Annotated in this window: 26 protein-coding genes and 1 pseudogene; 21 read left to right on the top strand and 6 right to left on the bottom strand. The window is 71.1% G+C overall.

All coding sequences use genetic code 11. The features are described 5' to 3' along the window. Positions 1–507: 507 nt before the first annotated feature. From CRP56_RS09365 to CRP56_RS09310, 12 genes and pseudogenes are all read left to right on the top strand, one after another. The gene (locus tag CRP56_RS09365; protein ID WP_097262170.1) at positions 508–2,157 is read left to right on the top strand and encodes a CTP synthase; all 1,650 of its coding nucleotides are present in this window, start codon (positions 508–510) and stop codon (positions 2,155–2,157) included. A gap of 85 nt (positions 2,158–2,242) precedes the next feature. Beyond that, positions 2,243–2,869 carry an NUDIX domain-containing protein gene (locus tag CRP56_RS09360; RefSeq protein ID WP_097262167.1) on the top strand — a complete coding sequence of 209 codons (627 nt, stop codon included), beginning with the start codon at positions 2,243–2,245 and terminating at the stop codon, positions 2,867–2,869. A 285-nt stretch (positions 2,870–3,154) separates the two neighbouring features. Then, a complete protein-coding gene (locus tag CRP56_RS09355; RefSeq protein ID WP_097262164.1) occupies positions 3,155–5,215 on the top strand; it encodes a tetratricopeptide repeat protein in 2,061 nt (686 codons plus the stop codon). A 135-nt stretch (positions 5,216–5,350) separates the two neighbouring features. Then, positions 5,351–6,475: an alanine dehydrogenase gene (gene ald, locus CRP56_RS09350; RefSeq protein ID WP_097262161.1), complete on the top strand. Its 1,125-nt coding sequence runs from the start codon at positions 5,351–5,353 to the stop codon at positions 6,473–6,475. A gap of 412 nt (positions 6,476–6,887) precedes the next feature. Continuing rightward, on the top strand, positions 6,888–8,024 hold the full coding sequence (locus CRP56_RS09345; protein WP_059196697.1) for a ParA family protein: 1,137 nt from the start codon (positions 6,888–6,890) through the stop codon (positions 8,022–8,024). Further along, positions 8,009–8,581 (top strand): hypothetical protein, encoded by a 573-nt coding sequence (locus tag CRP56_RS09340; protein WP_097262159.1) that lies wholly within the window; start codon positions 8,009–8,011, stop codon positions 8,579–8,581. The genes CRP56_RS09345 and CRP56_RS09340 overlap by 16 nt, the downstream gene beginning before the upstream one ends. A gap of 18 nt (positions 8,582–8,599) precedes the next feature. Further along, positions 8,600–9,565: a segregation and condensation protein A gene (locus tag CRP56_RS09335; protein WP_097262157.1), complete on the top strand. Its 966-nt coding sequence runs from the start codon at positions 8,600–8,602 to the stop codon at positions 9,563–9,565. Then, positions 9,562–10,212, top strand: coding sequence for an SMC-Scp complex subunit ScpB (scpB, locus tag CRP56_RS09330; protein ID WP_097262155.1), 651 nt, complete (start codon positions 9,562–9,564; stop codon positions 10,210–10,212). Before CRP56_RS09335 ends, scpB begins: the two co-directional genes overlap by 4 nt. 11 nt (positions 10,213–10,223) lie before the next feature. Further along, positions 10,224–11,342, top strand: a complete 1,119-nt coding sequence (locus CRP56_RS09325; RefSeq protein ID WP_097262152.1) for a pseudouridine synthase — start codon at positions 10,224–10,226, stop codon at positions 11,340–11,342. Positions 11,343–11,409: 67 nt separating this feature from the next. Then, complete coding sequence (locus CRP56_RS09320) at positions 11,410–12,369, top strand: sigma-70 family RNA polymerase sigma factor (RefSeq protein ID WP_097262150.1); 960 nt, start codon at positions 11,410–11,412, stop codon at positions 12,367–12,369. Continuing rightward, positions 12,366–12,911: a TIGR03086 family metal-binding protein gene (locus tag CRP56_RS09315; RefSeq protein WP_097262147.1), complete on the top strand. Its 546-nt coding sequence runs from the start codon at positions 12,366–12,368 to the stop codon at positions 12,909–12,911. The genes CRP56_RS09320 and CRP56_RS09315 overlap by 4 nt, the downstream gene beginning before the upstream one ends. 44 nt (positions 12,912–12,955) lie before the next feature. Next, positions 12,956–14,296, top strand: a pseudogene (locus CRP56_RS09310) (DHA2 family efflux MFS transporter permease subunit); the annotation flags it as partial. Here CRP56_RS09310 and CRP56_RS48315 read toward each other — a convergent pair. Next, on the bottom strand, positions 14,263–15,255 hold the full coding sequence (locus tag CRP56_RS48315) for a DUF72 domain-containing protein (RefSeq protein WP_097262143.1): 993 nt from the start codon (positions 15,253–15,255) through the stop codon (positions 14,263–14,265). The pseudogene CRP56_RS09310 and the gene CRP56_RS48315 overlap by 34 nt on opposite strands. 81 nt (positions 15,256–15,336) lie before the next feature. Here CRP56_RS48315 and CRP56_RS09300 point away from each other — a divergent pair, with 81 nt between their 5' ends. Further along, positions 15,337–16,056, top strand: a complete 720-nt coding sequence (locus CRP56_RS09300) for an NUDIX hydrolase (protein WP_097262141.1) — start codon at positions 15,337–15,339, stop codon at positions 16,054–16,056. Then, a complete protein-coding gene (locus CRP56_RS09295; RefSeq protein WP_097262138.1) occupies positions 16,053–17,072 on the top strand; it encodes an ADP-ribosylglycohydrolase family protein in 1,020 nt (339 codons plus the stop codon). The genes CRP56_RS09300 and CRP56_RS09295 overlap by 4 nt, the downstream gene beginning before the upstream one ends. Here the strand turns inward: CRP56_RS09295 and CRP56_RS09290 are convergent. From CRP56_RS09290 to CRP56_RS09280, 3 genes are read right to left on the bottom strand one after another with little or no spacing between them, the layout of a single operon-like run. Continuing rightward, positions 17,069–17,482 (bottom strand): Rieske (2Fe-2S) protein, encoded by a 414-nt coding sequence (locus tag CRP56_RS09290; RefSeq protein ID WP_097262137.1) that lies wholly within the window; start codon positions 17,480–17,482, stop codon positions 17,069–17,071. The two genes, CRP56_RS09295 and CRP56_RS09290, sit on opposite strands and share 4 nt — an antisense overlap. Continuing rightward, positions 17,479–18,063, bottom strand: a complete 585-nt coding sequence (locus tag CRP56_RS09285; RefSeq protein WP_097262135.1) for a DUF6529 family protein — start codon at positions 18,061–18,063, stop codon at positions 17,479–17,481. Before CRP56_RS09285 ends, CRP56_RS09290 begins: the two co-directional genes overlap by 4 nt. Before the next feature lie 31 nt (positions 18,064–18,094). Next, the gene (locus CRP56_RS09280; RefSeq protein WP_097262133.1) at positions 18,095–18,751 is read right to left on the bottom strand and encodes a hypothetical protein; all 657 of its coding nucleotides are present in this window, start codon (positions 18,749–18,751) and stop codon (positions 18,095–18,097) included. A 153-nt stretch (positions 18,752–18,904) separates the two neighbouring features. Between CRP56_RS09280 and CRP56_RS09275 the strand changes: the two genes are divergently transcribed. From CRP56_RS09275 to der, 6 genes are all read left to right on the top strand, one after another. Then, on the top strand, positions 18,905–19,309 hold the full coding sequence (locus tag CRP56_RS09275; RefSeq protein ID WP_097262130.1) for a YidB family protein: 405 nt from the start codon (positions 18,905–18,907) through the stop codon (positions 19,307–19,309). A 102-nt stretch (positions 19,310–19,411) separates the two neighbouring features. After that, the gene (gene aroH / locus CRP56_RS09270) at positions 19,412–19,780 is read left to right on the top strand and encodes a chorismate mutase (protein ID WP_079310578.1); all 369 of its coding nucleotides are present in this window, start codon (positions 19,412–19,414) and stop codon (positions 19,778–19,780) included. Beyond that, on the top strand, positions 19,777–20,862 hold the full coding sequence (locus tag CRP56_RS09265; protein ID WP_097262128.1) for a prephenate dehydrogenase: 1,086 nt from the start codon (positions 19,777–19,779) through the stop codon (positions 20,860–20,862). The genes aroH and CRP56_RS09265 overlap by 4 nt, the downstream gene beginning before the upstream one ends. A gap of 109 nt (positions 20,863–20,971) precedes the next feature. After that, a complete protein-coding gene (gene cmk, locus CRP56_RS09260; protein WP_097262125.1) occupies positions 20,972–21,658 on the top strand; it encodes a (d)CMP kinase in 687 nt (228 codons plus the stop codon). Continuing rightward, positions 21,616–22,299, top strand: a complete 684-nt coding sequence (locus CRP56_RS09255; RefSeq protein ID WP_097262122.1) for a lysophospholipid acyltransferase family protein — start codon at positions 21,616–21,618, stop codon at positions 22,297–22,299. The genes cmk and CRP56_RS09255 overlap by 43 nt, the downstream gene beginning before the upstream one ends. A 79-nt stretch (positions 22,300–22,378) precedes the next feature. After that, the gene (gene der, locus CRP56_RS09250) at positions 22,379–23,857 is read left to right on the top strand and encodes a ribosome biogenesis GTPase Der (protein ID WP_097262119.1); all 1,479 of its coding nucleotides are present in this window, start codon (positions 22,379–22,381) and stop codon (positions 23,855–23,857) included. Between the two features lie 71 nt (positions 23,858–23,928). Here der and CRP56_RS09245 read toward each other — a convergent pair whose 3' ends face one another. Further along, positions 23,929–24,321, bottom strand: coding sequence for a hypothetical protein (locus CRP56_RS09245; protein ID WP_097262116.1), 393 nt, complete (start codon positions 24,319–24,321; stop codon positions 23,929–23,931). Between the two features lie 67 nt (positions 24,322–24,388). Further along, positions 24,389–25,171, bottom strand: a complete 783-nt coding sequence (locus tag CRP56_RS09240) for a hypothetical protein (protein WP_097262114.1) — start codon at positions 25,169–25,171, stop codon at positions 24,389–24,391. Between the two features lie 387 nt (positions 25,172–25,558). Between CRP56_RS09240 and CRP56_RS09235 the strand changes: the two genes are divergently transcribed. Further along, positions 25,559–26,179, top strand: a complete 621-nt coding sequence (locus CRP56_RS09235) for a LysM peptidoglycan-binding domain-containing protein (protein ID WP_097262111.1) — start codon at positions 25,559–25,561, stop codon at positions 26,177–26,179. The last annotated feature ends 21 nt before the right edge of the window (positions 26,180–26,200 follow it).

The raw sequence follows: 26,200 nt of genomic DNA, 5'->3' as shown, positions 1-26,200 counted from the left end.
AACTCCAGTCGAACGGCCACGTCACCCCCTGGGAAAAAAGGGGGCTGTCGCTAGTGCGGTCAAGGGGTCGTTGTAATACGTCGTTGAGCGGTCAAGCAAAACAGTCGTTGTGCCGCTGGGCAAAACGACGATCTCTTCTCAACGAACTGACGAGCTCACGTTGTTCCGGGGCTTACGGGCGGGGGGTGGTGCCGTGTTGCCGGGCGCGCTCGGCAGTGAATGTCCGAGCAGGATACGACGCACGTAGATGATCTGTGTGCCGCTCCGGGCAACGCGGGTGGGCCGAACGGGTGAGCAGCCGGTAAGAAACCCGTGACGGGTGAGCGTCTGTGTCGACGTGTGCGCGGAGCGTGGTCGGAAGCCATCCCCCCGAGGCGCTGATACCCTGGTAGCCCGTGGACCGGTGGTGGACAAAACCCCCGACCGCAGCGACGGCGACGCCGGGAATCTCCGGTCACAGCGCCGCCCCGCACCCCAGATCGCGACCACGGGAGCCCCCTCTTGGCCATGCCGCCGAAATCTACGACGACCAAGCACATCTTCGTCACCGGGGGTGTCGCCTCCTCTCTCGGCAAGGGCCTGACGGCCTCCAGCCTGGGGATGCTGCTCAAGGCCCGGGGCCTGCGCGTCGTCATGCAGAAGCTCGACCCGTACCTGAACGTCGACCCCGGCACGATGAACCCCTTCCAGCACGGAGAGGTCTTCGTCACCAACGACGGCGCCGAGACCGACCTGGACATCGGACACTACGAGCGCTTCCTCGACCGTGACTTGGACGGCAGCGCCAACGTCACTACAGGCCAGGTCTACTCCACGGTGATCGCCAAGGAGCGGCGCGGCGAGTACCTCGGCGACACCGTGCAGGTCATCCCGCACATCACCAACGAGATCAAGCACCGCATCCGCCGCATGGCCACCGACGAGGTCGACGTGGTCATCACGGAGGTCGGCGGTACGGTCGGCGACATCGAGTCGCTGCCGTTCCTGGAGACGGTCCGCCAGGTCCGTCACGAGGTCGGCCGGGACAACGTCTTCGTGGTCCACATCTCCCTCCTTCCGTACATCGGCCCGTCGGGAGAGCTGAAGACGAAGCCCACCCAGCACTCGGTTGCGGCCCTGCGGAACATCGGTATCCAGCCAGATGCGATCGTGCTGCGCTGCGACCGCGAGGTCCCCACCGCGATCAAGCGGAAGATCTCCCTGATGTGCGACGTCGACGAGGCCGCCGTGGTCGCCTGCCCCGACGCCCGCTCGATCTACGACATCCCGAAGACCGTGCACGGCGAGGGCCTGGACGCCTACGTCGTCCGCAAGCTGGACCTGCCGTTCCGCGACGTGGACTGGACGACCTGGGACGACCTGCTCGACCGCGTCCACAACCCCGACCACGAGATCACCCTCGCCCTGGTCGGCAAGTACATCGACCTGCCGGACGCCTACCTCTCGGTCACCGAGGCGCTGCGCGCGGGCGGCTTCGCCAACAAGGCCCGCGTGAAGATCAAGTGGGTCACCTCCGACGACTGCAAGACCCCGGCCGGCGCCGCCGCGCAGCTCTCGGACGTCGACGGCATCTGCATCCCGGGCGGCTTCGGCGACCGCGGAGTGCTCGGCAAGGTCGGCGCGATCCGCTACGCCCGCGAGAACAAGATCCCGCTGCTCGGTCTCTGCCTGGGCCTGCAGTGCATCGTGATCGAGGCCGCGCGCAACCTGGCCGACATCCCGGACGCCAACTCCACCGAGTTCGACTCCGCCACCGCCCACCCGGTCATCTCCACCATGGCCGAGCAGCTCGACATCGTCGCCGGTGAGGGCGACATGGGCGGCACCATGCGGCTCGGCATGTACCCGGCCAAGCTGGCCGAGGGCTCGATCGTGCGCGAGGTGTACGACGGCAAGGAGTACATCGAGGAGCGCCACCGCCACCGCTACGAGGTGAACAACGCCTACCGCGCGGAGCTGGAGAAGAAGGCGGGCATCCTGTTCTCCGGCACGTCGCCCGACGGCAAGCTCGTCGAGTACGTGGAGTACCCGCGGGACGTGCACCCTTACCTGGTCGCCACGCAGGCGCACCCTGAGCTGCGCTCCCGTCCGACCCGCCCGCACCCGCTGTTCGCCGGCCTGGTGAAGGCGGCCGTCGAGCGGAAGACCTCGAAGTAACACAACAGTTGTACGGTGGCCGGGGCGTTCGCATTCAAAAGGCGGCGCCCCGGCTTCTCTTTGAGCACGTGCGGAAGGACTGGGCATGACGATCAAGGACACCCCGGAGGAGTGGGAGATCCGGGGGACGGAGACCCCCTTCGTGGGCAACAAGACCTCCGTGCGCACCGACGACGTGGTGATGCCCGACGGCAAGGTCGTCCGCCGTGACTACCAGGTCCACCCCGGCTCGGTCGGTGTGCTCGCCCTGGACGACGAGGGCCGGGTCCTGCTGATCAAGCAGTACCGCCACCCGGTCCGGCAGAAGCTGTGGGAGATCCCGGCCGGCCTGCTCGACGTGCCCGGCGAGAACCCGCTGCACGCGGCGCAGCGCGAGCTGTACGAGGAGGCGCACGTCAAGGCCGAGGACTGGCGGGTGCTGACCGACGTCTACACCACTGCCGGCGGCTGCGACGAGGCCGTGCGGATCTTCCTGGCCCGCGATCTGTCGGAGGCCGAGGGCGAGCGCTTCGAGGTGGAGCACGAGGAGATCGACCTGGAGTACGCGCGCGTGCCCCTCGACGAGCTCGTGCGGGGCGTGCTGGCGGGCGAGCTGCACAACAACTGCCTGGTGGTGGGCGTGCTTTCGCTGGTCGCCGCGCAGGCCTCCGGCGGTTTGGACAGCCTGCGCCCAGCGGACGCGGCTTGGCCTGCTCGCCCCTTCGAGGCGTGACGTTTGCGAGGTGCGCCCTTGCCGAGCCCGGTCGTTGCGCGGTGCCGGTCGTGTGGTGGCTGGTCGCGCCCGCGCGGCGGCAGCCGCAGAATCGACGCAGCCTCGCGCCCCTTTGCGGCGTTGCCAGGCCGTCGGTCCTATGATCCGTTGATCCGATCGAGGGAGTCTCGATCCGTCGCCGCCGCGCTCCTCCCGGAACGTTGCAGAGCGTGAACTAGGCTCTGAAAATGCCCGAACCGGAGTCCCGGCGGGCTTTGCGCGTGCGGTGGGACGGGAGTGTGGCCCGTGACGGATCAGGCGGTGGACACGAGCGGCGTTCAGCTGTCGGCCGAGGGTCAGTTCCTGGGCCGGACACGGGAGTTGAAGGAACTCCGCGCCGACATCGAGCGGGCGGGCCTGGACACCCTCTCCGGCAAGAAGGCGCCACGCGCGCGCGTGCTGCTCATCGCGGGCCGCCCCGGCTCGGGCCGCACCGCGCTCGCCGAGGAGCTCGTACGCCAGGTCGCGGACCGTTACGACGGGGTGTTCAAGGCCCGCCTCAGCGAGCCCGACGGCACCCCCGTCCCCGTCGAGCGCGCCGCCCGGGAACTGCTCACCGCCCTGGACCGCCCCACCCCGGCCGGCGCCGCCGAGGACGACCTCACGGCGGCGCTCCGCGAGGCCCTCGCCGACCGCAGCGCGCTGCTCCTGCTCGACGACGCGGTGACCGCCGACCAGGTCGACGCCCTCCTCCCGGACACCCCGGAGTGCCTGGTCGTCGCCGTCTCCGACGGCCCGCTCACCGGCATCTCCGACGTCCGCCCCTGCACGCTGGGCGGCCTCGACACCAAGTCCGCCCTGGAGCTGCTCACCCGGCACACCGGCTCGGTCCGCATCACCGTCGACCCCCGGGCCGCCGAGGGTCTCGTCGAGGAGTGCCAGGGCCACCCCGCCGCCCTGACGCTGGCCGGCGGCTGGCTCGCCGCCCGGCCGAAGGCCGCCGTCGCCGACCTCGCCAAGCACCTGCACGCCGAGAGCGACGAGGGAACGCCCCTGACCCGGGTCTTCCGCCTCGCCTACGGCTCCCTGCCCAGCCCCGCCGCCCGGATACTGCGGCTGCTCTCCCTCGCCCCGGCCGGCCTGGTCGACCCGCACACCGCCTCCGCCCTCGCCGGCTGCTCGGTGGGCGGCGCCCGCACCACCCTGGACGACTTCGTCGCCCTCGGCCTGCTGCACGCCGTGGAGTCCCCCCTCCCGCAGTACGAGGTGCCGGCCTGTCTGCACCCGTTGCTGAAGTCCCTCGCCGAGTCCCAGGACCGCCCCGCCGAGCTCCAGCTGGCCCGCGCCCGGATGCTGGAGCGGACGCTACGGCTGCTCCAGTCCTGCCGCGCCATCACCGAGACGGACAGCGCCGAGGCCCGGGAGAAGCTCCAGGGCATGCCCCGCTCGCTGCGCTTCCCCAGCCCCCGGGCCGCCGAGGACTGGCTGCGCATCCGCAGGCCCGCCCTGCTGGCCTCGGCCCGCCTCGCCGTCGCCGACGGGGAGCTCGACACCCTGGCCAGGCGGCTGATGTCCCAGCTGGTCAGAGCGATGGTCGCGCACTTCGGCACCCAGGCAGCCGCCCCCGACCTGTACGGCATCCACCGGCTCGTCCTGGACGTGGCCGAGCGCCGGGAACTGCCCCGGGAGAAGGCGGCGGCGCTGCTGAACCTGGGGGACCTGGACGCGCAGACCGGGCGCACGACCGACGCGCTGGCCCGCTATCGGGCCGCGCTGGACGCCGGACGCCAGGCAAATGACCCGTATGCGACCGGCCGCGCGATGGAATCCGTAGGCGGCGCGCATCTGGAGCTCGCGGACTACGACCGGGCCGCCGACTGGTTCGGCCGCGCCCTCGCCCAGCGCCTGGCCCGGGGCGAGCGCGCGGACGCCGCCCGGCTCTACGGCCGTATCGCCGCCGCGCACACCTACGCGGGCCGGTACGGCGAGGCGCTGCGGGGCTGGCGGGCCGCGGTCGCCGGATATCGCAAGGAGGGCGATGTCCCCGCCCACGCGCGGGCGTTGAGCGAGCTGGCGCGGGTCCAGGAGTACGCCGGACGCCCCGAGGAATCGCTGCGCACCTGCCAGGAGGCGGTGGAGTGGGCGCGGCGCGCGGAGGACGTACGGCTGCAGGCGGCGCTTCAGCTGAGGCTCGCCGACACGCTGGATCACCTGGGCGATCCCACCGCGGCGGCGCTGCACCGGGGGGCCGCGGAGCGGCTGCTGGGGGAGGAGGTTGCGGAGCCGGAAACGGAACCGGAGCGGCCTGATCCTTCGAAACAAGACGCTGATGCCTGCGAAATCCGTAGTACACCCGCAGAAGATTGATGCAATGAAAGGCTAGACAGCGGGAACACCTTCATTAGACTGGCTCTGCCGCACCTTCTCCTGCGGTGTCTCCCGGTGTGCTCATGCATGCCTGGGTATGTGTTGTATTGCCCCACATCCACTGAGCCAAGGACCGTGATCGACGTGAAGGTCGGCATCCCCCGCGAGGTCAAGAACAACGAGTTCCGGGTGGCCATCACCCCGTCCGGCGTGCACGAGCTGGTGCGCCACGGCCACCAGGTCGTCATCGAGCAGGGCGCCGGTGTCGGCTCGTCGATCCCGGACGAGGAGTACATCGCCGCCGGCGCCACGATCCTCGGCACCGCCGACGAGGTGTGGGCCGCCGCCGACCTGCTGCTGAAGGTCAAGGAGCCCATCGCCGAGGAGTACCACCGCCTCCGCAAGGACCAGACGCTCTTCACCTACCTGCACCTGGCCGCCTCCAAGGAGTGCACCGACGCGCTCATCGAGTCCGGCACCACCGCCATCGCCTACGAGACCGTCGAGCTGCCGAACCGCGCCCTGCCGCTGCTCGCCCCGATGTCCGAGGTCGCGGGCCGCCTGGCCCCGCAGGTCGGCGCCTACCACCTGATGCGCTCGGTCGGCGGCCGTGGCGTCCTGCCCGGCGGCGTCCCCGGCACCCAGCCCGCGCGTGCCGTCGTCATCGGCGGCGGCGTCTCCGGCTGGAACGCCACCCAGATCGCCGTCGGCATGGGCTTCCACGTCACGCTGCTCGACCGCGACATCAACAAGCTCCGCGAGGCCGACAAGGTCTTCGGCACCAAGGTCCGGGCGATCATGTCCAACTCCTTCGAGCTGGAGAAGGCCGTCCTCGACGCCGACCTCGTCATCGGCGCGGTGCTCATCCCGGGCGCCAAGGCCCCGAAGCTGGTCACCAACGAGCTCGTGGCCCGGATGAAGCCCGGAAGTGTCCTTGTCGACATCGCGATCGACCAGGGCGGCTGCTTCGAGGACTCCCACCCGACCACGCACGCCGAGCCGACCTTCCAGGTCCACAACTCGGTCTTCTACTGCGTCGCCAACATGCCCGGCGCGGTGCCCAACACCTCCACCTACGCGCTCACCAACGCGACGCTGCCCTACATCGTCGAACTCGCCAACCGCGGCTGGGTGGAGGCGCTGCGCCGCGACCCCGCGCTCGCCAAGGGCCTCAACACCCATGAGGGCAAGGTCGTTTACCGCGAGGTCGCCGAGGCGCACGGACTGGAGCACGTGGAGCTCGAGACGCTGCTCGGCTGAGCCGCTGACCTCGACGAACGGCTAAGTCACCTTTTCATAAAGGCGATACGTCAACATGGCGTGTCAACGACGCGCACCCGGCCGGACCTTGCCCGACAAGGTCCGGCCGGATGTGTGTATGGTCACTTTGCGGCTCTCGGTCAACTCGCCTCGAACGTAACCCTTTGGTCGATTCGCACACCGGTGAAACCTGCTGTGCGACGGCCGTACGCCCTTGACAGAGAGATGTTTCATTGCCGACACATCCGGCCGGGTCCGGCGGATTGTGTTGCTGCGGACGCCCGACACGCCATAGAGTCGCCGACTGTCGGCATGGTGCCACGCTGACCTGTCTAGAAGTTTCCTGGTCACCAAGGAGGTAAGACGACTTGTGAATGAGTCGACATTTACTCCCGGGGGTGGTCAACCAGGAATGCCGGTACGGGACCAGGGTCCCGCGGGGTTCGAGGCTGTCGGCTCCGTGGCGGTGCGCACCTTCGCAGCCCACCAGAGTCACCAGACGACAGGGACGACTCTGTCAGCACACCAGAGCATGGATGGCCATCACGTGAACGCCATGGCCGGCGACGGAAGTGGCGCGCCCCACAACCACTTCGCCGACTACGACGAACTGCCCGAGGGGCACTTCTACGACCCCGACGCCGAGTACGAGCCGGATCCCGAGTACGCGGCCACGCTCGCTCCCGACGCTGCCCGTCAGCGCCGCGAGCGCATCGGCCCGACCGGTCGCCCGCTGCCGTACTTCCCGATCCCGGGCCCGCTGACCGACCACGGCCCCGCGAAGATCATCGCGATGTGCAACCAGAAGGGCGGCGTCGGCAAGACCACGTCGACCATCAACCTGGGTGCCGCGCTCGCGGAGTACGGACGCCGGGTGCTGCTCGTGGACTTCGACCCGCAGGGCGCGCTGTCGGTGGGTCTCGGTGTCAATCCGATGGAGCTCGACCTCACCGTCTACAACCTGCTCATGGAGCGGGGCATGGCGGCCGACGAGGTCCTGCTCAAGACCGCGGTCCCCAACATGGACCTGCTGCCGAGCAACATCGACCTGTCGGCGGCGGAGGTCCAGCTGGTCTCCGAGGTCGCCCGCGAGTCGACGCTGCAGCGGGCCCTGAAGCCGCTCATGGCCGACTACGACTACATCGTGATCGACTGTCAGCCGTCACTCGGTCTGCTGACCGTGAACGCGCTGACGGCCGCGCACAAGGTGATAGTGCCACTGGAGTGTGAGTTCTTCGCCCTCCGTGGTGTCGCCCTGCTCACGGAGACCATCGAGAAGGTCCAGGAGCGGCTCAACCCCGAGCTGGAGCTCGACGGCATCCTCGCCACGATGTACGACTCGCGCACGGTGCACAGCCGAGAGGTCCTGGCCCGCGTGGTCGAGGCGTTCGACGACCACGTCTACCACACGGTCATCGGGCGCACGGTCCGCTTCCCGGAGACCACGGTCGCCGGTGAGCCGATCACCACGTACGCCTCCAACTCCGTCGGTGCCGCCGCCTACCGCCAGCTCGCCAGGGAGGTGCTCGCCCGGTGTCACGCCGAGTGAGTCTGCCGGGGGCCGACGAACTCTTCCGTACGACAGGGGGAATGGCGCTCCAGCCGTCCACTCCGCGGCGGGGGGTCAACGGCGACGCCAGGGTGCCCGCTCCCGCCGGCGAGAGCGACGCAGCGGCGGCGGCGGAGGACGCACCGCAGTCCGTGCCCGCGCAGGGCGGGGACGGCGACGGGGCGGAGCACGTGGCCACGGAGCCGGCCGAGGCCGGTGAGTCCCGCAGCCGGGGCACCGCGGCGGAGCGCTCCACGCGACGTCAGGACGAGCAGGAAGGTTCTGCCGCCGCCGCACCGCGCAAGCAGCGGGGCGGCGGCAGCAGGGCGGCCGCGCGCCGGCCCAGCGGCCGGGAGCGGCACGACGAGAAGATCACCGTGTACGTCTCCGCCGAGGAGCTCATGGATCTGGAGCACGCGCGTCTGGTGCTCCGCGGCGAGCACGGGCTGGCCGTCGACCGCGGGCGCATCGTCCGCGAGGCGGTCGCCGTGGTGCTGGCCGATCTGGAGTCCCGCGGGGACGCGAGCATCCTCGTACGACGGCTGCGCGGGCGGTAGCGGTAGCCTGCGGGGGCCATGACCTCGAACGACGCTCCCGTCCCCGCCGGCGCCGCTGCCGGCCGTCGGCGTGCGCTGGGGCGGGGGCCGGGGGCGCCCGAGGCACCTGAGGTGGCTGAGCTTCCTGAGACGCCTGAGGTTTCTGAGCCGGTCGCGAAAGAAGCGGAAGAACCCGACGATGGCGTCTTCAAGGTCCGCCTCGCCAACTTCGAAGGCCCCTTCGACCTGCTCCTCCAGCTGATCTCCAAGCACAAGCTGGACGTCACCGAGGTCGCGCTGTCCAAGGTCACCGACGAGTTCATGGCGCACATCCGGGCCATGGGACCGGACTGGGACCTGGACCAGACGACCGAGTTCCTGGTCGTCGCCGCGACCCTGCTGGACCTCAAAGCCGCCCGGCTGCTGCCCGCCGCCGAGGTCGAGGACGAGGCCGACCTGGCCCTGCTGGAAGCCCGTGACCTGCTCTTCGCCAGGCTCCTCCAGTACCGCGCGTACAAACAGATCGCGGACATCTTCAACCAGCGCCTCGACGAGGAGGCCCGCCGCTACCCCCGTACCGTCGGCCTGGAGCCGCACCACGCCGAGCTGCTGCCCGAGGTCGTCATCAGCATCGGCGCGGAGGGGTTCGCGAAGCTCGCCGTGAAGGCGATGCAGCCCAAGCCCAAGCCGCAGGTGTACGTCGACCACATCCACGCCCCGCTGGTCAGCGTGCAGGAGCAGGCCGGGATCGTCGTCGCCCGGCTCAAGCAGCTCGGCGAGGCCAGCTTCCGCGCGCTCGTCGAGGACACCGACGACACCCTCACCGTCGTGGCGCGATTCCTGGCCCTCCTGGAGCTGTACCGGGAGAAGGCCGTCGCCCTCGACCAGGAGACCGCGCTCGGGGACCTGATCGTGCGGTGGACCGGCGGCGAGGGCGACGAGACGCCGAAGGTGACCGACGAGTTCGACCGACCGCCCGAGCCGCCCAAGGAGGACAAGGCGTGAGCGAGCAGACCACCGACGTACCGGCCGGGCTGCGTACCGTCGCCGACCTCGCACTCAAGCCGGCTCTGGAGGCCGTCCTCATGGTCGTGGACGAGCCCGCGACCGAGGAGCACCTGGCGAAGATCCTCCAGCGGCCCAAGCGGCAGATCGGCGACGCGCTGCGGGAGCTGGCCGACGAGTACACCGTGCAGGGGCGCGGCTTCGAGCTGCGGCTCATCGCCGGGGGCTGGCGTTTCTACTCCCGGCCCGAGTTCGCGGCGGCCGTCGAGGGCTTCGTCCTGGACGGTCAGCAGGCCCGGCTCACCCAGGCGGCGCTGGAGACGCTCGCGGTCGTCGCCTACCGTCAGCCGGTCAGCCGCAGCAGGGTCTCCGCGGTGCGCGGAGTGAACTGCGACGGTGTGATGCGCACCCTTCTGCAGCGGGGTCTGGTCGAGGAGGCGGGCACGGAACCCGAAACAGGTGCGATCCTGTACACGACGACGAACTACTTTCTGGAGCGGATGGGCCTGCGCGGTCTGGACGAGCTCCCGGAGCTCGCGCCCTTCCTCCCGGAGGCGGAGGCGATCGAGGCCGAGACACTGGAAGGGGTTCCGTCGTCCGATCCGGACGCTCCTGACGCGCCGGACGGCCAGGACGCAGACGACTAGACGGAAATTTGATGCGAAGCAGCAGCGGCAGGAACAGCAGCGGAAACAACGGCGGGAGCCGTGGTGGCAACAGCGGCGGCCGCGGCGGGAACAGCGGTGGCCGCGGGAATTACCGCGGCGCCGGCAACTCCCGTGACGACAAGCAGGGCGGCCGGCCGAAGAAGCCGCGCCCCGAGGAGCGCCAGTACGACGTGGGCCCCGGCGCCTCTCCGCAGGGTCCGAAGTCCGGGCGCGGCGCTTCGGCGCGCGGCGGCGCCAAGGGCGGGCCGAAGCAGGGTGGCACCGGGCGCGGCCGTTGGGTGCCGGCGACCTCCCGTGAGTACGAGGCGCGGGCCGAGGAGCGCAACCGGGAGCGGTACGCGAACAAGAAGGACGTGAAGCTCCCCAAGACCTTCCCGGGCGCCGAGCAGGAGGGCGAGCGGCTCCAGAAGATCCTCGCGCGCGCGGGCTACGGCTCGCGGCGGGCCTGCGAGGAGCTCATCGAGCAGGCGCGGGTCGAGGTCAACGGCGAGATCGTCCTGGAGCAGGGCAAGCGCGTCGACCCGGAGAAGGACGAGGTCAAGGTCGACGGCCTGACCGTCGCGACCCAGTCGTACCAGTTCTTCTCGCTGAACAAGCCCGCCGGTGTCGTCTCCACCATGGAGGACAACGAGGGCCGGCAGTGCCTCGGCGACTACGTCACCAACCGGGAGACGCGGCTCTTCCACGTCGGGCGGCTGGACACCGAGACCGAGGGCGTCATCCTGCTCACCAACCACGGCGAGCTGGCCCACCGGCTGACCCACCCCAAGTACGGCGTGAAGAAGGTCTACCTCGCGCACATCGTGGGCCCGATCCCGCGTGACCTGGGCAAGCGGCTCAAGGACGGCATCCAGCTGGAGGACGGGTACGCGAAGGCGGACCACTTCCGGGTCGTCGAGCAGACCGGAAAGAACTACCTCGTCGAGGTCACCCTGCACGAGGGCCGCAAGCACATCGTGCGCCGGATGCTGGCCGAGGCCGGCTTCCCGGTCGACAAGCTGGTGCGCGTGGCGTTCGGCCCGATCACCCTGGGCGACCAGAAGTCGGGCTGGCTGCGCCGGCTGTCCAACACCGAGGTCGGCATGCTGATGAAGGAAGTCGACCTCTAGACGCTCCTGAGCGATGCGTTTTCGCTCCCTCGCCGGTCTGTACTCATGACCGGCGAGAGGAGTGGCCATGGGCGCGACGACGGACCGCGACGAGTTCGTGCGGCTCACCGACCCGTACCGGCGCGAGCTGCTCGCGCACTGCTACCGGATGACGGGCTCGGCCGACGAGGCCGAGGACCTGGTGCAGGAGACCTATCTGCGGGCCTGGCGGTCCTACGACGGCTACGAGGGCCGGGCGTCCCTGCGCACGTGGCTGCACCGGATCGCCACCAACACGTGTCTGACGGCCCTGGAGAGCCGTACGCGGCGTCCGCTGCCCACGGGGCTCGGCGGCCCGTCAGAGGCGCCTGAGGAGCCGCTGAGGGCCCCTGCGACGGACGTCCCGTGGCTCCAGCCGCTGCCGGACGCGCTGCTCGACCCCGCGACGGTCGTGGCCGCGCGGGGCAGTCTGCGGCTCGCCCTGGTCGCCGCGCTCCAGCATCTGCCCGCACGGCAGCGGGCCGTGCTCATCCTGCGGGACGTGCTCGCCTGGCGGGCGCCCGAGGTCGCGGCCCTCCTCGACACCTCCACCGCCGCCGTGAAGAGCAGCCTCCAACGCGCGCGTGCCCACCTCGACGAGGTCGCGCCCGACGAGGATCTCGTCGTGGAACCCGACGGCGCCGCCGACCGCGAGGTGCTCGACCGGTACATGGCCGCCTTCGAGAACGCCGACATGGACGCCCTCCTCGCGCTGTTGCGGGACGGCGTCGAACTGGAGATGCCGCCCTACCTCGAGTGGTTCCGCGGCCAGAAGGACGCGCTGCGCTTCCTGGAGCCACGCGCGCGTGCCAAGCGCGGGCTGCGGATGCTGCCCACGCGCGCGAACGGGCAGCCGGCGGCGGCGATGTACGAGCGGGGCGTCGACGGCGTCCTGCGCGCGCACTCCGTACAGGTGCTCACGCTCCACGGCCGGGAGATCGGGCGGATGACGGTCTTCCTCGACCCCTCGCTGTTCGCCTCCTTCGGGCTGCCGGAGGCGCTGTCGTGAACGCGGGGGAGCTGCTGGAGCGTTCGCTCGCCTATGCGCTCGGAAGCGTCGCCGGGGCGGAGTCCATGGGGCTCGGCCGGGGCACGCCGTGCGCCGAGTGGGACCTGGGGGAGCTGCTCGGCCATCTCGACGACTCCCTCGACGCGTTGTACGAGGGGCTGACCGGCGGCCGGATCGGACTGCTGCCGCAAGCCGACCGGGAGTGCGGCTTCCGCACGCGCGCGTGCGCCGTGCTCGGCGCCTGGGCGGCCGGCGCCGAGGGCCAGGTGCTGGTCGGCGAACGGCCGCTGGACGTACAGGTGATGGGCGCGGTCGGCGCCGTCGAGATCGCCGTGCACGGCTGGGACGTCGCCCAGGCCTGCGGCAGGGCCCGCCCGCTGCCGGTGGCCCTCGCGACCGATCTGCTGCCCGTCGCCCGGTGCGTGGTCGCGGCGGAGGACCGGGGAGTGCGGTTCGGGGAGCCGGTCGCGGTGGCGGTCTCCGCGCCGCCCGACATCCGGCTGCTGGCCTTCCTGGGCCGCCGCGATTCCTTTCCACGATGAGCCCGGTCTGCCTTCCGTGAACGACACTCACGGAAGGCACCACGATGACCGAAGCGACCGAAGCACTCGCAGTCCCCCTCCGGGAAACCCATGCCCCACCCGCCCCACCCCATCGCGTCTGGACCGTCGCCCTCGCCGGGCTCGGCGCCCTGCTGTGCGCCCTCGACATCGTGGTCGTCTCCACCGCGCTGCCCGCGCTCCAGGCCGACTTCGGGGCGAGCCTGTCCGAGCTGGAATGGACGATCAACGCCTACAACCTCGTGTTCGCCTGCCTCACCCTGACCGGCGCCGCGCTCGGCGACCGGTTCGGGCGGCGGCGGATGTACGTGGCCGGGCTGGCCGTCTTCACGCTCGCCTCGGCCGCCGCGGGCCTCGCCGGCGGCTCCGGCCAGCTCATCGTCGCCCGCGTCGTGCAGGGCGCCGGCGCCGCCGTGCTCCTGCCCCTCACCCTCACCCTGATCAGCGAGGCGTTCCCGGCCGAGAAGCGGGGCGTGGCGATCGGCGTCTGGGGCGGGGTCACCGGGCTCGGCGTGGCCGCGGGACCCCTGCTGGGCGGGGCCGTGACCGAAGGCCTGTCCTGGCAGTGGATCTTCTGGCTGAACGTGCCCCTCGGGCTGGTGATGCTGCCCCTGGCCGCCCGCAAACTCACCGAGAGCTTCGGGCCGCGCCCCCAACTCGACATCGTGGGCCTGGTGTTGGCGGCGGTCGGGCTGACCGGCCTCGCCTGGGCGCCGGTGCGGGCCCCCGAGGCGGGCTGGGGGAGCGCCGAGGTCCTCGTCTCGCTGGCCGTGGGGATCGTCTTCGTGGCCGCCTTCCTGAGGTGGGAGCACAAGGGCGCCCGGTATCCGATGCTGAGGCTCGCCCTCTTCAAGAACCGCCGGTTCTCCACGGCCAACGCGGCGGCTTTCCTGGGCTTCGCCTCGCTGATCGGTGCCCTGTTCATGATCACGCAGTTCTTCCAGACCGGGCTCGGCTACGACCCCCTGAAGGCGGGCGTGCGCATCCTCGTCTGGACCGCCACCCCGCTGCTGATCTCCCCGATCGCGGGTGCCCTCGCCGACCGGTTCGGCACCCGGCCCTTCATGCTGGCCGGCCTGCTCCTCCAGGGCATCGGGCTCGCCCTGCTGGCCTGGCAGGTGGAACCCGGCGTCGGCTACGGCAGCCTCGTCGGGCCGCTGATCGTCGCGGGCGTCGGCATCTCCATGGTGTTCCCGAGCGTGGCCAACGCCGTGACCTCCGCCGTCCCCTTGGGCGACGCGGGCGTGGCGGCCGGCGTCAACAACGCGCTGCGCGAGCTCGGCGGGGTCTTCGGTGTCGCCGTGGCCGCCGCGGTCTTCACGACGTACGGCGGCTACGGCTCGCGGACCGACTTCCTCGACGGCTGTGGACCCGCGCTCTGGGCGGCGGCCGGCATCGCGGCGGTCGGCGCCGTGGTGGCGGTGTTCGCGCCGTCCCGGGCCGCCGTGGAGTGAGTCTCCTGTGCCGCCGGGACGCGGCCGTCCTGTGCCAGCAGGCGCCGCATGGTCTCGGCGGCACGGACGGCCGCGGTGCCGCAGCAGTTGTTGAAGAGCACGTGCAGCGCGTCGACCCGCCCGGCCAGGGAGCGCAACCGGGGCAGCCACTCGGCGAGTTCGGCCTCCCGGTACTCCCACCGGAACCGGTCCTCCTTGCTCCCCGTGCCCCAGGACGCGCTGCGGCCGTGGAAGCGGACCACGGACAGCCGCCGTGAGGTGACGGGGGCGACGGGCGGGATCGAGGAGGGGAGCGTCTGCGTCATGTCGACGGCCACCGCCGCCATGCCGTACCGGGCGAGCAGGGCGGCGGTCACGTCCGCCCACTCGCTGCGCCACCAGCCGGGATGCCGGAACTCCACGGAGACGGGCCAGCCGGCGGTCCGCTCGGCGCACTCCCGCAGGAACGCCCCGGCCCGCTGCCCCGGCCGGAACCAGGGCGGGAACTGGAACAGCACCCCGCCGAGCCGCCCGGCCGCCCGCAGCGGCTCGATCCCCTCGGTGAAGCGCGCCCACACCGCGTCGAGCACCGCCGGGTTCCCGGGGTCGGCGGGCAGCCCGCCCGGCATCACCGCACTCCGGGTCGGATGACCGGTGAGCAGCGAGAACGCCTTCACGTCGAAGACGAAGCCGGCCGGCGTCCGCTCCGCCCACAGGGCGCTGGTGCGGGCGTCCGGCAGCGCGTAGTACGCCGAGTCGACCTCGACGACCGGGAACCGCTCGGCGTAGTGCCGCAGCCGCCCCTCGGCGTCCCGCCGCCCCGGCGGATACCAGCCGCTGCCGGTCAACGCCCGGTCCGTCCACGAACACGTGCCTACGAGGATCTCGCCCATGCGGATGCGGTTACCCGGGTTGTGCGAACTCACCCGGCCTCTTTATAGTCTGACTGACTATTAAGAGAGGTGGGGGTGGATGTGGCCGAGTACGACAAGTACGCCTACGAACCCTTCGCCGTCACCGTCGACCTCGCCGTCCTCACCCTCCGCGCGGGTGCCCTGCATGTCCTGCTCGTCGAGCGCGGACAGGAGCCGTACGCCGGACACCTGGCACTGCCCGGCGGCTTCGTGCAGCCCGCCGAGTCCGCGGAGACGGCCGCCCGGCGCGAACTCGCCGAGGAGACCGGCCTGTTCGACGTCTCCGGGCTGCACCTGGAGCAACTGCGCACCTACAGCGAGCCCGACCGCGACCCCCGGATGCGGGTCGTCTCCGTCGCCTTCGCCGCGCTGCTGCCCGACGCACCCGAACCGCACGGCGGCAGCGACGCGGCCGACGCCCGCTGGGTGCCGTACGACACGGCCCGGCCGCTCGCCTTCGACCACGACCGCATCCTCGCCGACGCCCACGAACGGGTCGGCGCCAAGCTGGAGTACAGCTGCCTCGCCACCGCCTTCTGCCCGGCCGAGTTCACCCTCGGCGAGCTCCAGCAGGTCTACGAGACCGTCTGGGGCACCACGCTCGACCGGCCCAACTTCCGCCGCAAGGTGCTCGCCACGCCCGGCTTCGTCGAACAGGTCCCCGGCGCCGCCCGGTTGACCGGCGGCCGCGGCAAACCGGCCGCCCTCTACCGCGCGGGACCGGCCACCGCCCTGCACCCGCCCCTCCTCCGACCGTCCCGGGAAGGACGTCCCGCATGACCGCCACCACCGTCAAGAAGCGCGCCGCGACCGGCACGCTGATCGGGCTCGCCCTGGGGGACGCGCTCGGATTCCCGACCGAGTTCAACGACGTCCCGTCGATCCTCGCCAAGTGCGGGCCGTGGCGGGAGATGCCGCTGCCGACGAAGGCGTTCGTCTCGGACGACACCCAGATGACGCTCGCTCTCGGGCGCGGGCTGCGGACCGCGATGGACCGCGGGCTGCTCGGGCCGCTGCGGCTGGAGCGGCCGCTGCGCGAGGAGTTCGTGGACTGGTACCAGTCCCCGGAGAACAACCGGGCGCCGGGACGCACGTGTCTGACCGCCTGCGAACTGCTGAAGGACGAGAGCCGGCTCTGGCAGGACGCCAGCCAGATCCACTCCAAGGGCTGCGGCGCCAACATGCGCGTCGCCCCCCTCGGACTCGCCCCCGGACTGAGCGACGAACAGCGGTCCGGCGCCGCCCAGTTGCAGTCCGCGCTGACCCACGGGCATCCCACCGCGCTCGCCGCCTCCGACCTCACCGCGCACGCCGTACGGCTGCTCGCGCAAGGGGCCGAGCCGACCGGGCTGATCGGGCTGCTGCGGTCGTACGCCCTCGACAACCGCACCCGCTACCAGGAGCGTTGGCTCGGCGACCTGTGGACGCGGAGTCAGGACCCCACGCCCGAGCACTTCATCGCGCGCGGCTGGGACGAGTGCCTCGCGATCCTGGACCGGCTGCGGGACGCCGTCCGTACCGCCTCGCCGGAGACCGACCCCTGCCTGGCCACCGGCGCGGGCTGGATCGCCGAAGAGGCCCTGGCGACCGGGCTGTTGTGCTTCCTGCTCTTCGTCGACGAGCCGGTGACGGCGCTGCGGCGGGCCGCGTGCAGCTCGGGCGACTCCGACTCGATCGCCTGTCTGACGGGCGCGTTCGCGGGGGCGTACCACGGGGCCGACGCCTGGCCCGTGGAGTGGGCGGACCGGATCGAGTACCAGAGCGAGCTGGTGACGCTGGGCGCCCTGTGGGATTAGGCGAGCCGGATCGAGTCGCCCTCGACCGTGATCTTCTTCTCGGCCAGCGGCTGGGTCGCCGGCGGGTGGGCCACCGAGCCGTCCTTGATGCTGAACTTGCTGCCGTGGCAGTTGCAGTTGATGGTGCCGCCCGAGACGCTCGCCACCGGGCACTGCTGGTGGGTGCAGATGTTGGTGAAGGCCTTGAACTCGCCCTTCTCCGGCTGGGTGACGACGACCTTCTCGTCCTTGAAGATCTTGCCGCCGCCGACCGGGATGTCGCTCGTCCGCGCCAACTCGGTACCGGGGGAGGCCTCGACGGTGTCGGAGCCTGAGTCGTTCTCGTTGCCGTACTCGCTGCACCCCACGGTGAACGCCGCCGCGCCCGTCGCGAGGAGCACCGAACGCCGCGTCGGGCCTTGCATCGTCATGTCGTCACTCCGAAAGTGCGGAAGAACCAGAGGGCGGAGGTCAGCCAGATGATCGTGAGCACGGCGAAGACGAGCCCGCCGACGATCGGCAGCAGCCAGTTGGGGAGGCGCTCCGAGCGGAGCAGGAGCATCTTGGCACTGAAGGCCCCGAAGAAGAAGCAACCCAGGAGGGAGTGCCAGAAAACGCGCGTTTCGTACGTCTGATAGCCGAGCGCGTAGAGGCAGTGCACCGCCACCGGCACCGCCACCAGGAAGGCCGCGCGGCCCGACCAACGGTGCAGCGTGCCCGACCAACTCGGGCCGGGCAGCTTGCCGTACATCATCAGCGCCGAGGTGAGCTGGACCAGCGCGAAGAAGATCGCGACCGTCGCCAGCCAGGACTTCACGGCTCCCGTGCTGCTGAAGCCGGCGAGGTTGAAGGCGGTGCCCGCCGGGTCGTGGACCTTGCCGTACACGCCGAGGCCGACCGCCACCGCGGCGGCGACCAGGGCCGGGACCAGATAGCGGGCCGCGCTCGGCCGGTGATGGTCGGGGGGCGGACTCGGGAATCCCTGTGTGGCGGAGTTCGGGTCGACGGTCATGGTCGGCTCCCTGGGACGGGCTGGCTGGCGGTCAGGGCGTGACGGGGCGGGCCGTGAGCTGCTGTCCGTCGACCGTCACCGCGCCGGTCTCCGGGTCGATCTCGGGTGCGGGGGAGGGCTTGCCGTTCTTCGTGAGGATGCCGACCTGGGTGCCGTCCTTCAGCACGATCCAGCCGCCGTCGAACTTCGCGCTCCGCACGGTCGCCGTCGCCCGGTACAGACCGGACGGCTTGATCGCCTTGTCCGCGGTGAACGAGTAGTGCCCGCCGCCGATGTCGACCGTTCCGCTGATCCGCTTGCCCTGCTTGAGTGTGCCGTTCAGCTCGGCGCCGGCCTTGCCGGTGAGCTTCATCGTGCCGTCGTCCTCGACGTCGCCCTTGAGCCACGACTCCTTGTCGTGGCCGTCGCAGAAGTACGCGATCGCCCGGCCGTCCCGCAGGGACACGGCGACCGCGGAGGAGTCGTCGTCGGTGCGGCCGGCGTAGTCGGCGTTCGGGATCGGCGACTTCGAGGGCGACGGTGAGGGCGAGGGGGACCGGGTCGTGGGCGGCGGTGAGGCCTTGGGGCTCGGTGACTTCTCCACATACGACGAGGGTTTCTTCTCACCCGTCGTCGCGTTGAGCGACAGCATGAACAGGCCTAGCAGCAGACCCGCGAGAAGAGTGAGCAGCGGTCCGGAACGCTTCATGAAAGGGGCCTCCCCCGAGGCGGGTTTCCTGTCATGAGAGCGGAACACCGGCCCCGAGTCCAGGGGCGCATCGGTGTGTTTTCTCCCCAAGTAGCGGAGCTGTGACATTCGGGTGACATTGTCAGGGTCCGCACTCCCGAAAGGCTTTTGATCATGGCGGGAAACGATCTCGGTGGCCTGCTGGGCACTCTGCTCGGCTCGGGCAACAGCTCCGACGGGGGCAACATCCTGGGCGCGCTGCTCTCCGCCCTCGGCAAGCAGGGCGGCAACGGCGGCAACCCGCTGGGCGGCCTGCTCGACACCCTCGCCAAGTCCGGCCTCGCCGAGCAGAAGGAGTCCTGGCTCGGCAGCGGCGAGAACAAGGCGGTGACCGGCACCCAGATCCAGCAGGCGCTTCCCGACGACACCCTCCAGCAGGTCGCCAAGGAGGCCGGTGTCTCCCCGGACCAGGCCGCCGACGCGCTCGCCCAGGAACTGCCGCAGGCCGTCGACCGGCTGACCCCGAACGGCGAGGTGCCCGCGTCTCTGGAGGAGCTCATCCAGCAACAGTCGCTGTGAATCGGTCCCGGGTGTCTCAGGGGGCGGGCGCCACGCACCCGCCCCCCGCGGGCTGACTAGGCTGGATGCACCAAGAGCCGTACATCAGCAAGGAGCATCGCCGTGGCGGTACGAGCGGTCCGGGGCGCCGTCCAGCTCGAACGGGACGAGGCCGGTCACATGGACGAGCAGGTCGGAGCCCTTCTCACCGCCGTCCTGGAGCGGAACGACCTCACTGCCGACGATCTGATCAGCGTCTGGTTCACGGCCACACCGGACCTGCACAGCGACTTCCCGGCCGCCGCGGCCCGCAAGCTCGGCGCCGGATTCGCCGACGTACCGCTGATCTGCGCCCAGGAACTCGACATCGAGGGCGCCATGCCCCGGGTCGTACGGATCCTCGCGCACATAGAGTCCGACCGGCCCCGCGCCGAGATCAACCACGTCTACCTCGGTGCCGCCGCCGCTCTGCGCAAGGACATCGCCCAGTGAGGACCGCACTCGTCATCGGCACCGGACTCATCGGCACCTCCGCCGCGCTCGCGCTCGTCAGCCGGGGCGTCACGGTCCACCTCGCCGACCACGACCCCGAGCAGGCCCGTACCGCCGCCGCGCTCGGCGCCGGCACCGACGAGGCGCCCGAGGGGCCCGTCGACCTCGCGATCGTCGCCGCCCCGCCCGCTCATGTGGCCGGCGTGCTCGCGGACGCCATGCGGCGCGGCCTCGCCCGCGGCTACATCGACGTGGCCAGCGTCAAGGGCGGTCCGCGCCGCGAGCTGGAGGCGCTGGGCCTGGACCTCACGTCGTACATCGGCACGCACCCCATGTCCGGCCGGGAGAAGTCCGGCCCGCTGGCCGCCACCGGCGACCTCTTCGAGGGCCGCCCCTGGGTGCTGACGCCGACCCGGGACACCGACACCGAGGTGCTGAACCTCGCCCTGGAGCTGGTCTCGCACTGCCGTGCCGTGCCGGTGGTCATGGACGCCGACGCCCACGACCGCGCGGTGGCGCTGGTCTCCCACATGCCGCACCTCGTCTCCAACATGGTCGCCGCACGCCTGGAGAACGCCGAGGAGTCCGCCGTACGGCTGTGCGGGCAGGGCATCCGTGACGTGACCCGGATCGCCGCCTCCGAGCCCCGGATGTGGGTCGACATCCTGTCCGCCAACCCGGGGCCGGTCGCCGACCTGCTCTCCGACGTCGCCGCCGACCTGGAGGAGACGGTGCAGGCCCTGCGGGCGCTGCAGTCCTCCGACGCGGACAAGCGGGACGTGGGCGCCGTCGGCATCGAGGACATCCTGCGGCGCGGGAAGGCCGGCCAGGTGCGGGTACCCGGCAAGCACGGCTCGGCGCCGCGGGCGTACGAGGTCGTGGCCGTCCTCATCGACGACCAGCCCGGTCAGCTGGCCCGCATCTTCGCGGACGCGGGACGGGCCGGGGTCAACATCGAGGACGTACGCATCGAGCACGCGACCGGGCAGCAGGCGGGCCTGGTGCAGCTGATGGTGGAGCCGCAGACGGCGCCCGTCCTGTCGGCGGCGCTGCGCGAGCGGGGCTGGTCCATCCGGCAGTGAGCGCCCCGGCCCTCCGCCCGTAAGGAGGCCTCTGGCGAGCCAGTACCCTTGTGCGGGGCCCTCGAGCGCCCCGCAACCCCACCACACCGCACCAGGAAGGTGTCCTCCCGTGGAAAACGGCGCCGCCCAGCCCGTGATCGTCGCCATCGACGGTCCCTCCGGCACCGGCAAGTCGAGCACGTCGAAGGCCGTCGCCGCGCAGCTCGGTCTGAGCTACCTGGACACCGGCGCCCAGTACCGGGCGATCACGTGGTGGATGGTGACCAACGGGATCGACATCGAGGACCCGACCGCGATCGCCGCCGTGGCGGGCAAGCCCGAGATCGTCTCCGGCACCGACCCGGCGGCCCCGACGATCACCGTCGACGGCACGGACGTCGCCGGACCGATCCGCACCCAGGAGGTCACCTCCCAGGTCAGCGCGGTCAGCGCGGTGCCGGAGGTGCGGGCCCGGATCACCGAGCTGCAGCGCTCGATCGCCGCCGGCGCGGAGCAGGGCATCGTCGTCGAGGGCCGGGACATCGGCACCACCGTGCTGCCCGACGCCGACCTCAAGATCTTCCTCACCGCCTCGCCGGAGGCGCGCGCCGCCCGCCGCAGCGGTGAGCTCAAGGGCGCCGACGTCAACGCCACCCGCGAGGCCCTGGTCAAGCGGGACGCGGCGGACTCCAGCCGGAAGACCTCGCCGCTCGCCAAGGCGGACGACGCGGTCGAGGTGGACACCACCGAGCTCACCCTCGCGCAGGTCATCGAGTGCGTCGTCACCCTCGTCGAGGAGAAGCGGGCCGGGAAGTGACCGCACCTTCACTACGCGGCGCCGAGGTCGGGCGCCGTATCGGCGTCGGCCTGATGTACGGGCTGTGGAAGCCGCGCGTGCTCGGCGCCTGGAAGGTGCCCGCGTCCGGCCCGGTGATCTTCGCCGTCAACCATTCCCACAACATCGACGGCCCGATGGTCATGGGCGTCGCGCCCCGGCCGACACACTTCCTGATCAAGAAGGAAGCGTTCATCGGCCCGCTCGACCCGTTCCTGCTCGGTATCGGCCAGGTCAAGGTCGACCGCTCGGGCACCGACCGCACGGCCATCACCCAGGCCCTGGACGTGCTGTCCGCCGGGGGAGTCCTCGGCATCTTCCCCGAGGGCACCCGCGGCGAGGGCGACTTCGCGGCGCTGCGCGCCGGGCTCGCCTACTTCGCCGTCCGCAGCGGCGCACCGATCGTCCCGGTCGCCGTACTGGGAAGTTCCGACAAGCGCGGACGGTTGATAAAGGGGCTGCCCCCGCTGCGCAGCCGCGTCGACGTGGTCTTCGGTGACCCGTTCGAGGCGGGCGACGGCTCGGGGCGGCGCACCCGCAAGGCGCTCGACGAGGCGACCGAGCGCATCCAGAAGCAGCTCACCGCGCACCTGGAAAACGCCAGGCGACTGACCGGTCGCTAGGCGACACTGAGTAGTGGACCAGCCCGGAGAAACCGGATGGTCCACCGATCACCACGATGAACGACGAGGTACCGACTTCATGAACGACCACATCCACTCCGACGGCTCGGGCGAGCAGCACGACCACGGAGCGCTTGGCGACGCCGAGTACGCGGAGTTCATGGAGCTCGCCGCGGAAGAGGGCTTCGATCTCGAGGACGTCGAGGGCGCGATCGAGGAGGCCGGTCACGGCCCGCTGCCCGTCCTCGCCGTCGTCGGCCGCCCGAACGTCGGCAAGTCGACCCTGGTGAACCGCATCATCGGCCGCCGCGAGGCCGTCGTCGAGGACAAGCCGGGCGTCACCCGCGACCGCGTCACCTACGAGGCCGAGTGGGCGGGCCGCCGCTTCAAGGTCGTCGACACCGGCGGCTGGGAGCAGGACGTCCTCGGCATCGACGCCTCCGTCGCCGCCCAGGCCGAGTACGCGATCGAGGCCGCCGACGCCGTCGTCTTCGTCGTCGACGCCAAGGTGGGCGCGACCGACACCGACGAGGCGGTCGTACGACTGCTGCGCAAGGCCGGCAAGCCCGTGGTGCTGGCCGCCAACAAGGTCGACGGGCAGAGCGGCGAGTCCGACGCGGCCTACCTGTGGTCCCTCGGCCTCGGCGAGCCGCACCCCATCTCCGCGCTGCACGGCCGCGGTACCGGCGACATGCTGGACGCCGTCCTGGAGGCCCTGCCGGAGGCCCCCGAGCAGACCTTCGGCACCGCGATCGGCGGCCCGCGCCGCATCGCCCTCATCGGCCGCCCGAACGTCGGCAAGTCCTCGCTGCTGAACAAGGTGGCCAACGAGGAGCGCGTCGTCGTCAACGAACTCGCGGGCACCACCCGGGACCCGGTCGACGAGCTGATCGAACTCGGCGGCGTCACCTGGAAGTTCGTCGACACCGCCGGTATCCGCAAGCGGGTCCACCTCCAGCAGGGCGCCGACTACTACGCCTCGCTGCGCACCGCGGCCGCCGTCGAGAAGGCCGAGGTGGCGGTCATCCTGATCGACGCCTCCGAGAACATCTCCGTCCAGGACCAGCGCATCGTCACCATGGCGGTCGACGCGGGCCGCGCGATCGTCCTCGCCTACAACAAGTGGGACACCCTCGACGAGGAGCGCCGCTACTACCTGGAGCGGGAGATCGAGACCGAGCTCGGCCAGGTCGCCTGGGCGCCCCGGGTCAACGTCTCGGCGCGCACCGGCCGGCACATGGAGAAGCTGGTCCCCGCGATCGAGACGGCGCTGGCGGGCTGGGAGACGCGCGTCCCGACCGGTCGGCTGAACGCCTTCCTCGGTGAGCTGGTCGCCGCCCACCCGCACCCGGTCCGCGGCGGCAAGCAGCCCCGCATCCTCTTCGGCACCCAGGCCGGCACCAAGCCGCCGCGGTTCGTGCTCTTCGCCTCCGGCTTCATCGAGGCCGGCTACCGCCGCTTCATCGAGCGCCGCCTGCGCGAGGAGTTCGGCTTCGAGGGCACCCCGATCCATATCTCGGTGCGGGTGCGCGAGAAGCGCGGCGCCAAGAAGAAGTAGGCGCGGCAGGCGTACGACATGCCGAAGGGCGGCCCCCGTGGAGACGGGGGCCGCCCTTCGTGCTCGCTTCCTCACAGGCCCCGGCGCTGACCCGGTGGCAGCGCCGGCACGTGCTGCACCATCGTGCCGTGCTGGCCGACCTGGCCGACGCGCTGCCACTGCGACTGCTGCCCGACCCGGGCGCTGTGCGCCCCCGCGCTGTAGGCGCTGTACGAGCTGCTGAACGACCCGGGCCGGTACCCGCCGTACGACTCCGAGCCCTGTGGGAGGTTCCCGAAGGCCGTGAAGTCCAGCTCGTCCTCGCCGCTGCGGTCACCCGGCAGAGTCCGGAAGGACCTGACGTACTCGGCGTAGAGCGCGTCGTAGATCGGCGTGGCCGATGGGCCGCTCAGCGGGTCCGGGGCCGACCGCGACGACGGGATCGACTGGAAGGGCGGGCGGCGGGGAACCTCGTATGCGTGCACGTATGTCCAAACGACCGCGGTGTTCAGGAGATGCGGTCGCGTTCAGGCGCACGGAGGGGCGTCGGGCTCAGGTCCCCGCGAGCGGGAGGGCCGAGGCGACCAACTTGCCGTTGGCCGCGGCCTTGTCGATCGCGCCCCGCAGCAGGTCCTCGCGCGGCTGACGGCCGATCGACCCCACCGGTGCCGCGAACATCAGCACCTGCTGGTGCTTGTTGGCGGCGGCCCGCCAGCCCTCGGTGACCTGCAACGGCTGGTGCGCCTGCCACCAGGCCACCGGCTGGCCGCCGTTCGCCGACGGCTGGAGCACCGCGTGCAGCTGGCCCATGGCGAGCAGCACCGACCAGCCGTGCAACACCGGGGGCACCTCGGACAGTTCGGTGACCGGCATGAACCCCTGCTCGATGAGGAGCGGCAGGAAGTCGTCGCCGACGCCGGTCGCGCCCGGGCGCACGATGGGGCCGGTCGGCTCGACGACGAGCGCCGGGTGCAACTCCCCGGCGATCAGCACCAGTCCGCTGGTGACGCCGAGCACCGCCTGCTCGGGGACGACCTTGTCGGGCTCCAGGTCGACGCTGTCGCCGGTGATGGACCGCACGGCTCCCTGGAGCTGCTCCTCGGTGACCTGGACGACCTGCGAGGGCAGGCAGGTGGCGTGGGCGAAGGCGAGGACCGCGGTCTCGTCGCCGATGAACAGGACGGTGCTGGTGCGCTCCGCTTCGGAGTCGCCCGGGGTGCGGCAGGACGTGCAGTCGTAACTGCCGGGGGCGTTGTCTCCGGCGAGCAGCCGGTCGGCTTCTTCGTCGCCGATCTCGGCGCGAACTTCGTCGCTGACGTCGAGCAAGCGCGGCACGGGTGACTCCCTCAGGAAGCGGTGCCCGGGTGGGTCCCGGGCTCATGAAGAAGACAACGGGTGATCTGTGGCGGGAGTCACGCTCCAGAGCGAACGGAATCGAACCATCCGGCGCAACGGGTCACCGGCGGGCCGGAATCCGGCACTCAGGGTCAAGTACTCGGAAATCAGAGGAAGTTGGTTGCGTGAAGTGGGTCACAGATCGTCGAGCCGATTGGTCGACAAATCAGGAAATCGGTGAATGAAGTGGGTGGCCGAAAAAAGTCGATACCGGGGGTAACGGTGAACTGGCCTGGAATGACAAGCAGTTGGTTGATACCGGGCGGTCACCCTCTCTACATTCCTCCGCCGTGTGCAACGAGTACCGGTACTGCGAGAGGGAACTTCATGTCCGAATGCGCCGATACCACGCACGACAACGCTCGTAAGACTCCGGTCCGTACGACGGCGGTCCTCGCCGGGGCGGCCCTGCTCGCCCCGCTCGGACTGCTCGCCGCGACCGGCAACGCCGCAGCGGCGGACGACGGAGTCTGGGACCGCATCGCCCGGTGCGAGAGCGGCGGCAACTGGCACATCAACACCGGCAACGGCTACTACGGCGGGCTCCAGTTCTCCGCCGGCACCTGGCGCGCGTACGGCGGCACCGCCTACGCGGCGACGGCCGACCGGGCCACCAAGACCCAGCAGATCGCGATCGCCACCAAGGTCCAGCGCGCCCAGGGGTGGGGCGCCTGGCCGACCTGCTCCGCCCGGGCCGGGGCGCACGGCAGCGCCCCCTCGGCCACCACCCAGTCCGCCCCCGCCAAGCCGTCGAAGACGCCGGCCCGTTCACAGAGCCACACCGGCCGCGGCGCGTCCCGCGGCGACTACACCGTCCGCGCGGGCGACACGCTGAGCACGATCGCCGCCCGCCACGGGACCACCTGGCAGCGTCTCTACGCCGCCAACAAGGCCGTCATCGGCGGTGATCCCGACCTGATCGTGCCCGGGCAGCGACTCGAACTCTGAGCCGCTCCCCCCCTCCTGGGC

It is taken from the genome of Streptomyces sp. TLI_55 (assembly GCF_900206255.1).
Lineage (GTDB): Bacteria > Actinomycetota > Actinomycetes > Streptomycetales > Streptomycetaceae > Streptomyces > Streptomyces aquilus.
The sequence above is the reverse complement of the archived record's forward strand: the minus strand, read 5'-3'. Positions and strand labels throughout refer to the sequence as shown.

Bases quoted from the DNA above. Each gene is read 5' to 3' on its own strand.
- CRP56_RS09365 (WP_097262170.1), top strand. From the start codon at position 508: ATGCCGCCGAAATCTACGACGACCAAGCACATCTTCGTCACCGGGGGT.
- CRP56_RS09360 (WP_097262167.1), top strand. From the start codon at position 2,243: ATGACGATCAAGGACACCCCGGAGGAGTGGGAGATCCGGGGGACGGAG.
- CRP56_RS09345 (WP_059196697.1), top strand. From the start codon at position 6,888: ATGCCGGTACGGGACCAGGGTCCCGCGGGGTTCGAGGCTGTCGGCTCC.
- CRP56_RS09335 (WP_097262157.1), top strand. From the start codon at position 8,600: ATGACCTCGAACGACGCTCCCGTCCCCGCCGGCGCCGCTGCCGGCCGT.
- CRP56_RS09325 (WP_097262152.1), top strand. From the start codon at position 10,224: ATGCGAAGCAGCAGCGGCAGGAACAGCAGCGGAAACAACGGCGGGAGC.
- CRP56_RS09320 (WP_097262150.1), top strand. From the start codon at position 11,410: ATGGGCGCGACGACGGACCGCGACGAGTTCGTGCGGCTCACCGACCCG.
- CRP56_RS48315 (WP_097262143.1), bottom strand. From the start codon at position 15,255: ATGGGCGAGATCCTCGTAGGCACGTGTTCGTGGACGGACCGGGCGTTG.
- CRP56_RS09295 (WP_097262138.1), top strand. From the start codon at position 16,053: ATGACCGCCACCACCGTCAAGAAGCGCGCCGCGACCGGCACGCTGATC.
- CRP56_RS09290 (WP_097262137.1), bottom strand. From the start codon at position 17,482: ATGACGATGCAAGGCCCGACGCGGCGTTCGGTGCTCCTCGCGACGGGC.
- CRP56_RS09285 (WP_097262135.1), bottom strand. From the start codon at position 18,063: ATGACCGTCGACCCGAACTCCGCCACACAGGGATTCCCGAGTCCGCCC.
- CRP56_RS09280 (WP_097262133.1), bottom strand. From the start codon at position 18,751: ATGAAGCGTTCCGGACCGCTGCTCACTCTTCTCGCGGGTCTGCTGCTA.
- CRP56_RS09275 (WP_097262130.1), top strand. From the start codon at position 18,905: ATGGCGGGAAACGATCTCGGTGGCCTGCTGGGCACTCTGCTCGGCTCG.
- der (WP_097262119.1), top strand. From the start codon at position 22,379: ATGAACGACCACATCCACTCCGACGGCTCGGGCGAGCAGCACGACCAC.
- CRP56_RS09235 (WP_097262111.1), top strand. From the start codon at position 25,559: ATGTCCGAATGCGCCGATACCACGCACGACAACGCTCGTAAGACTCCG.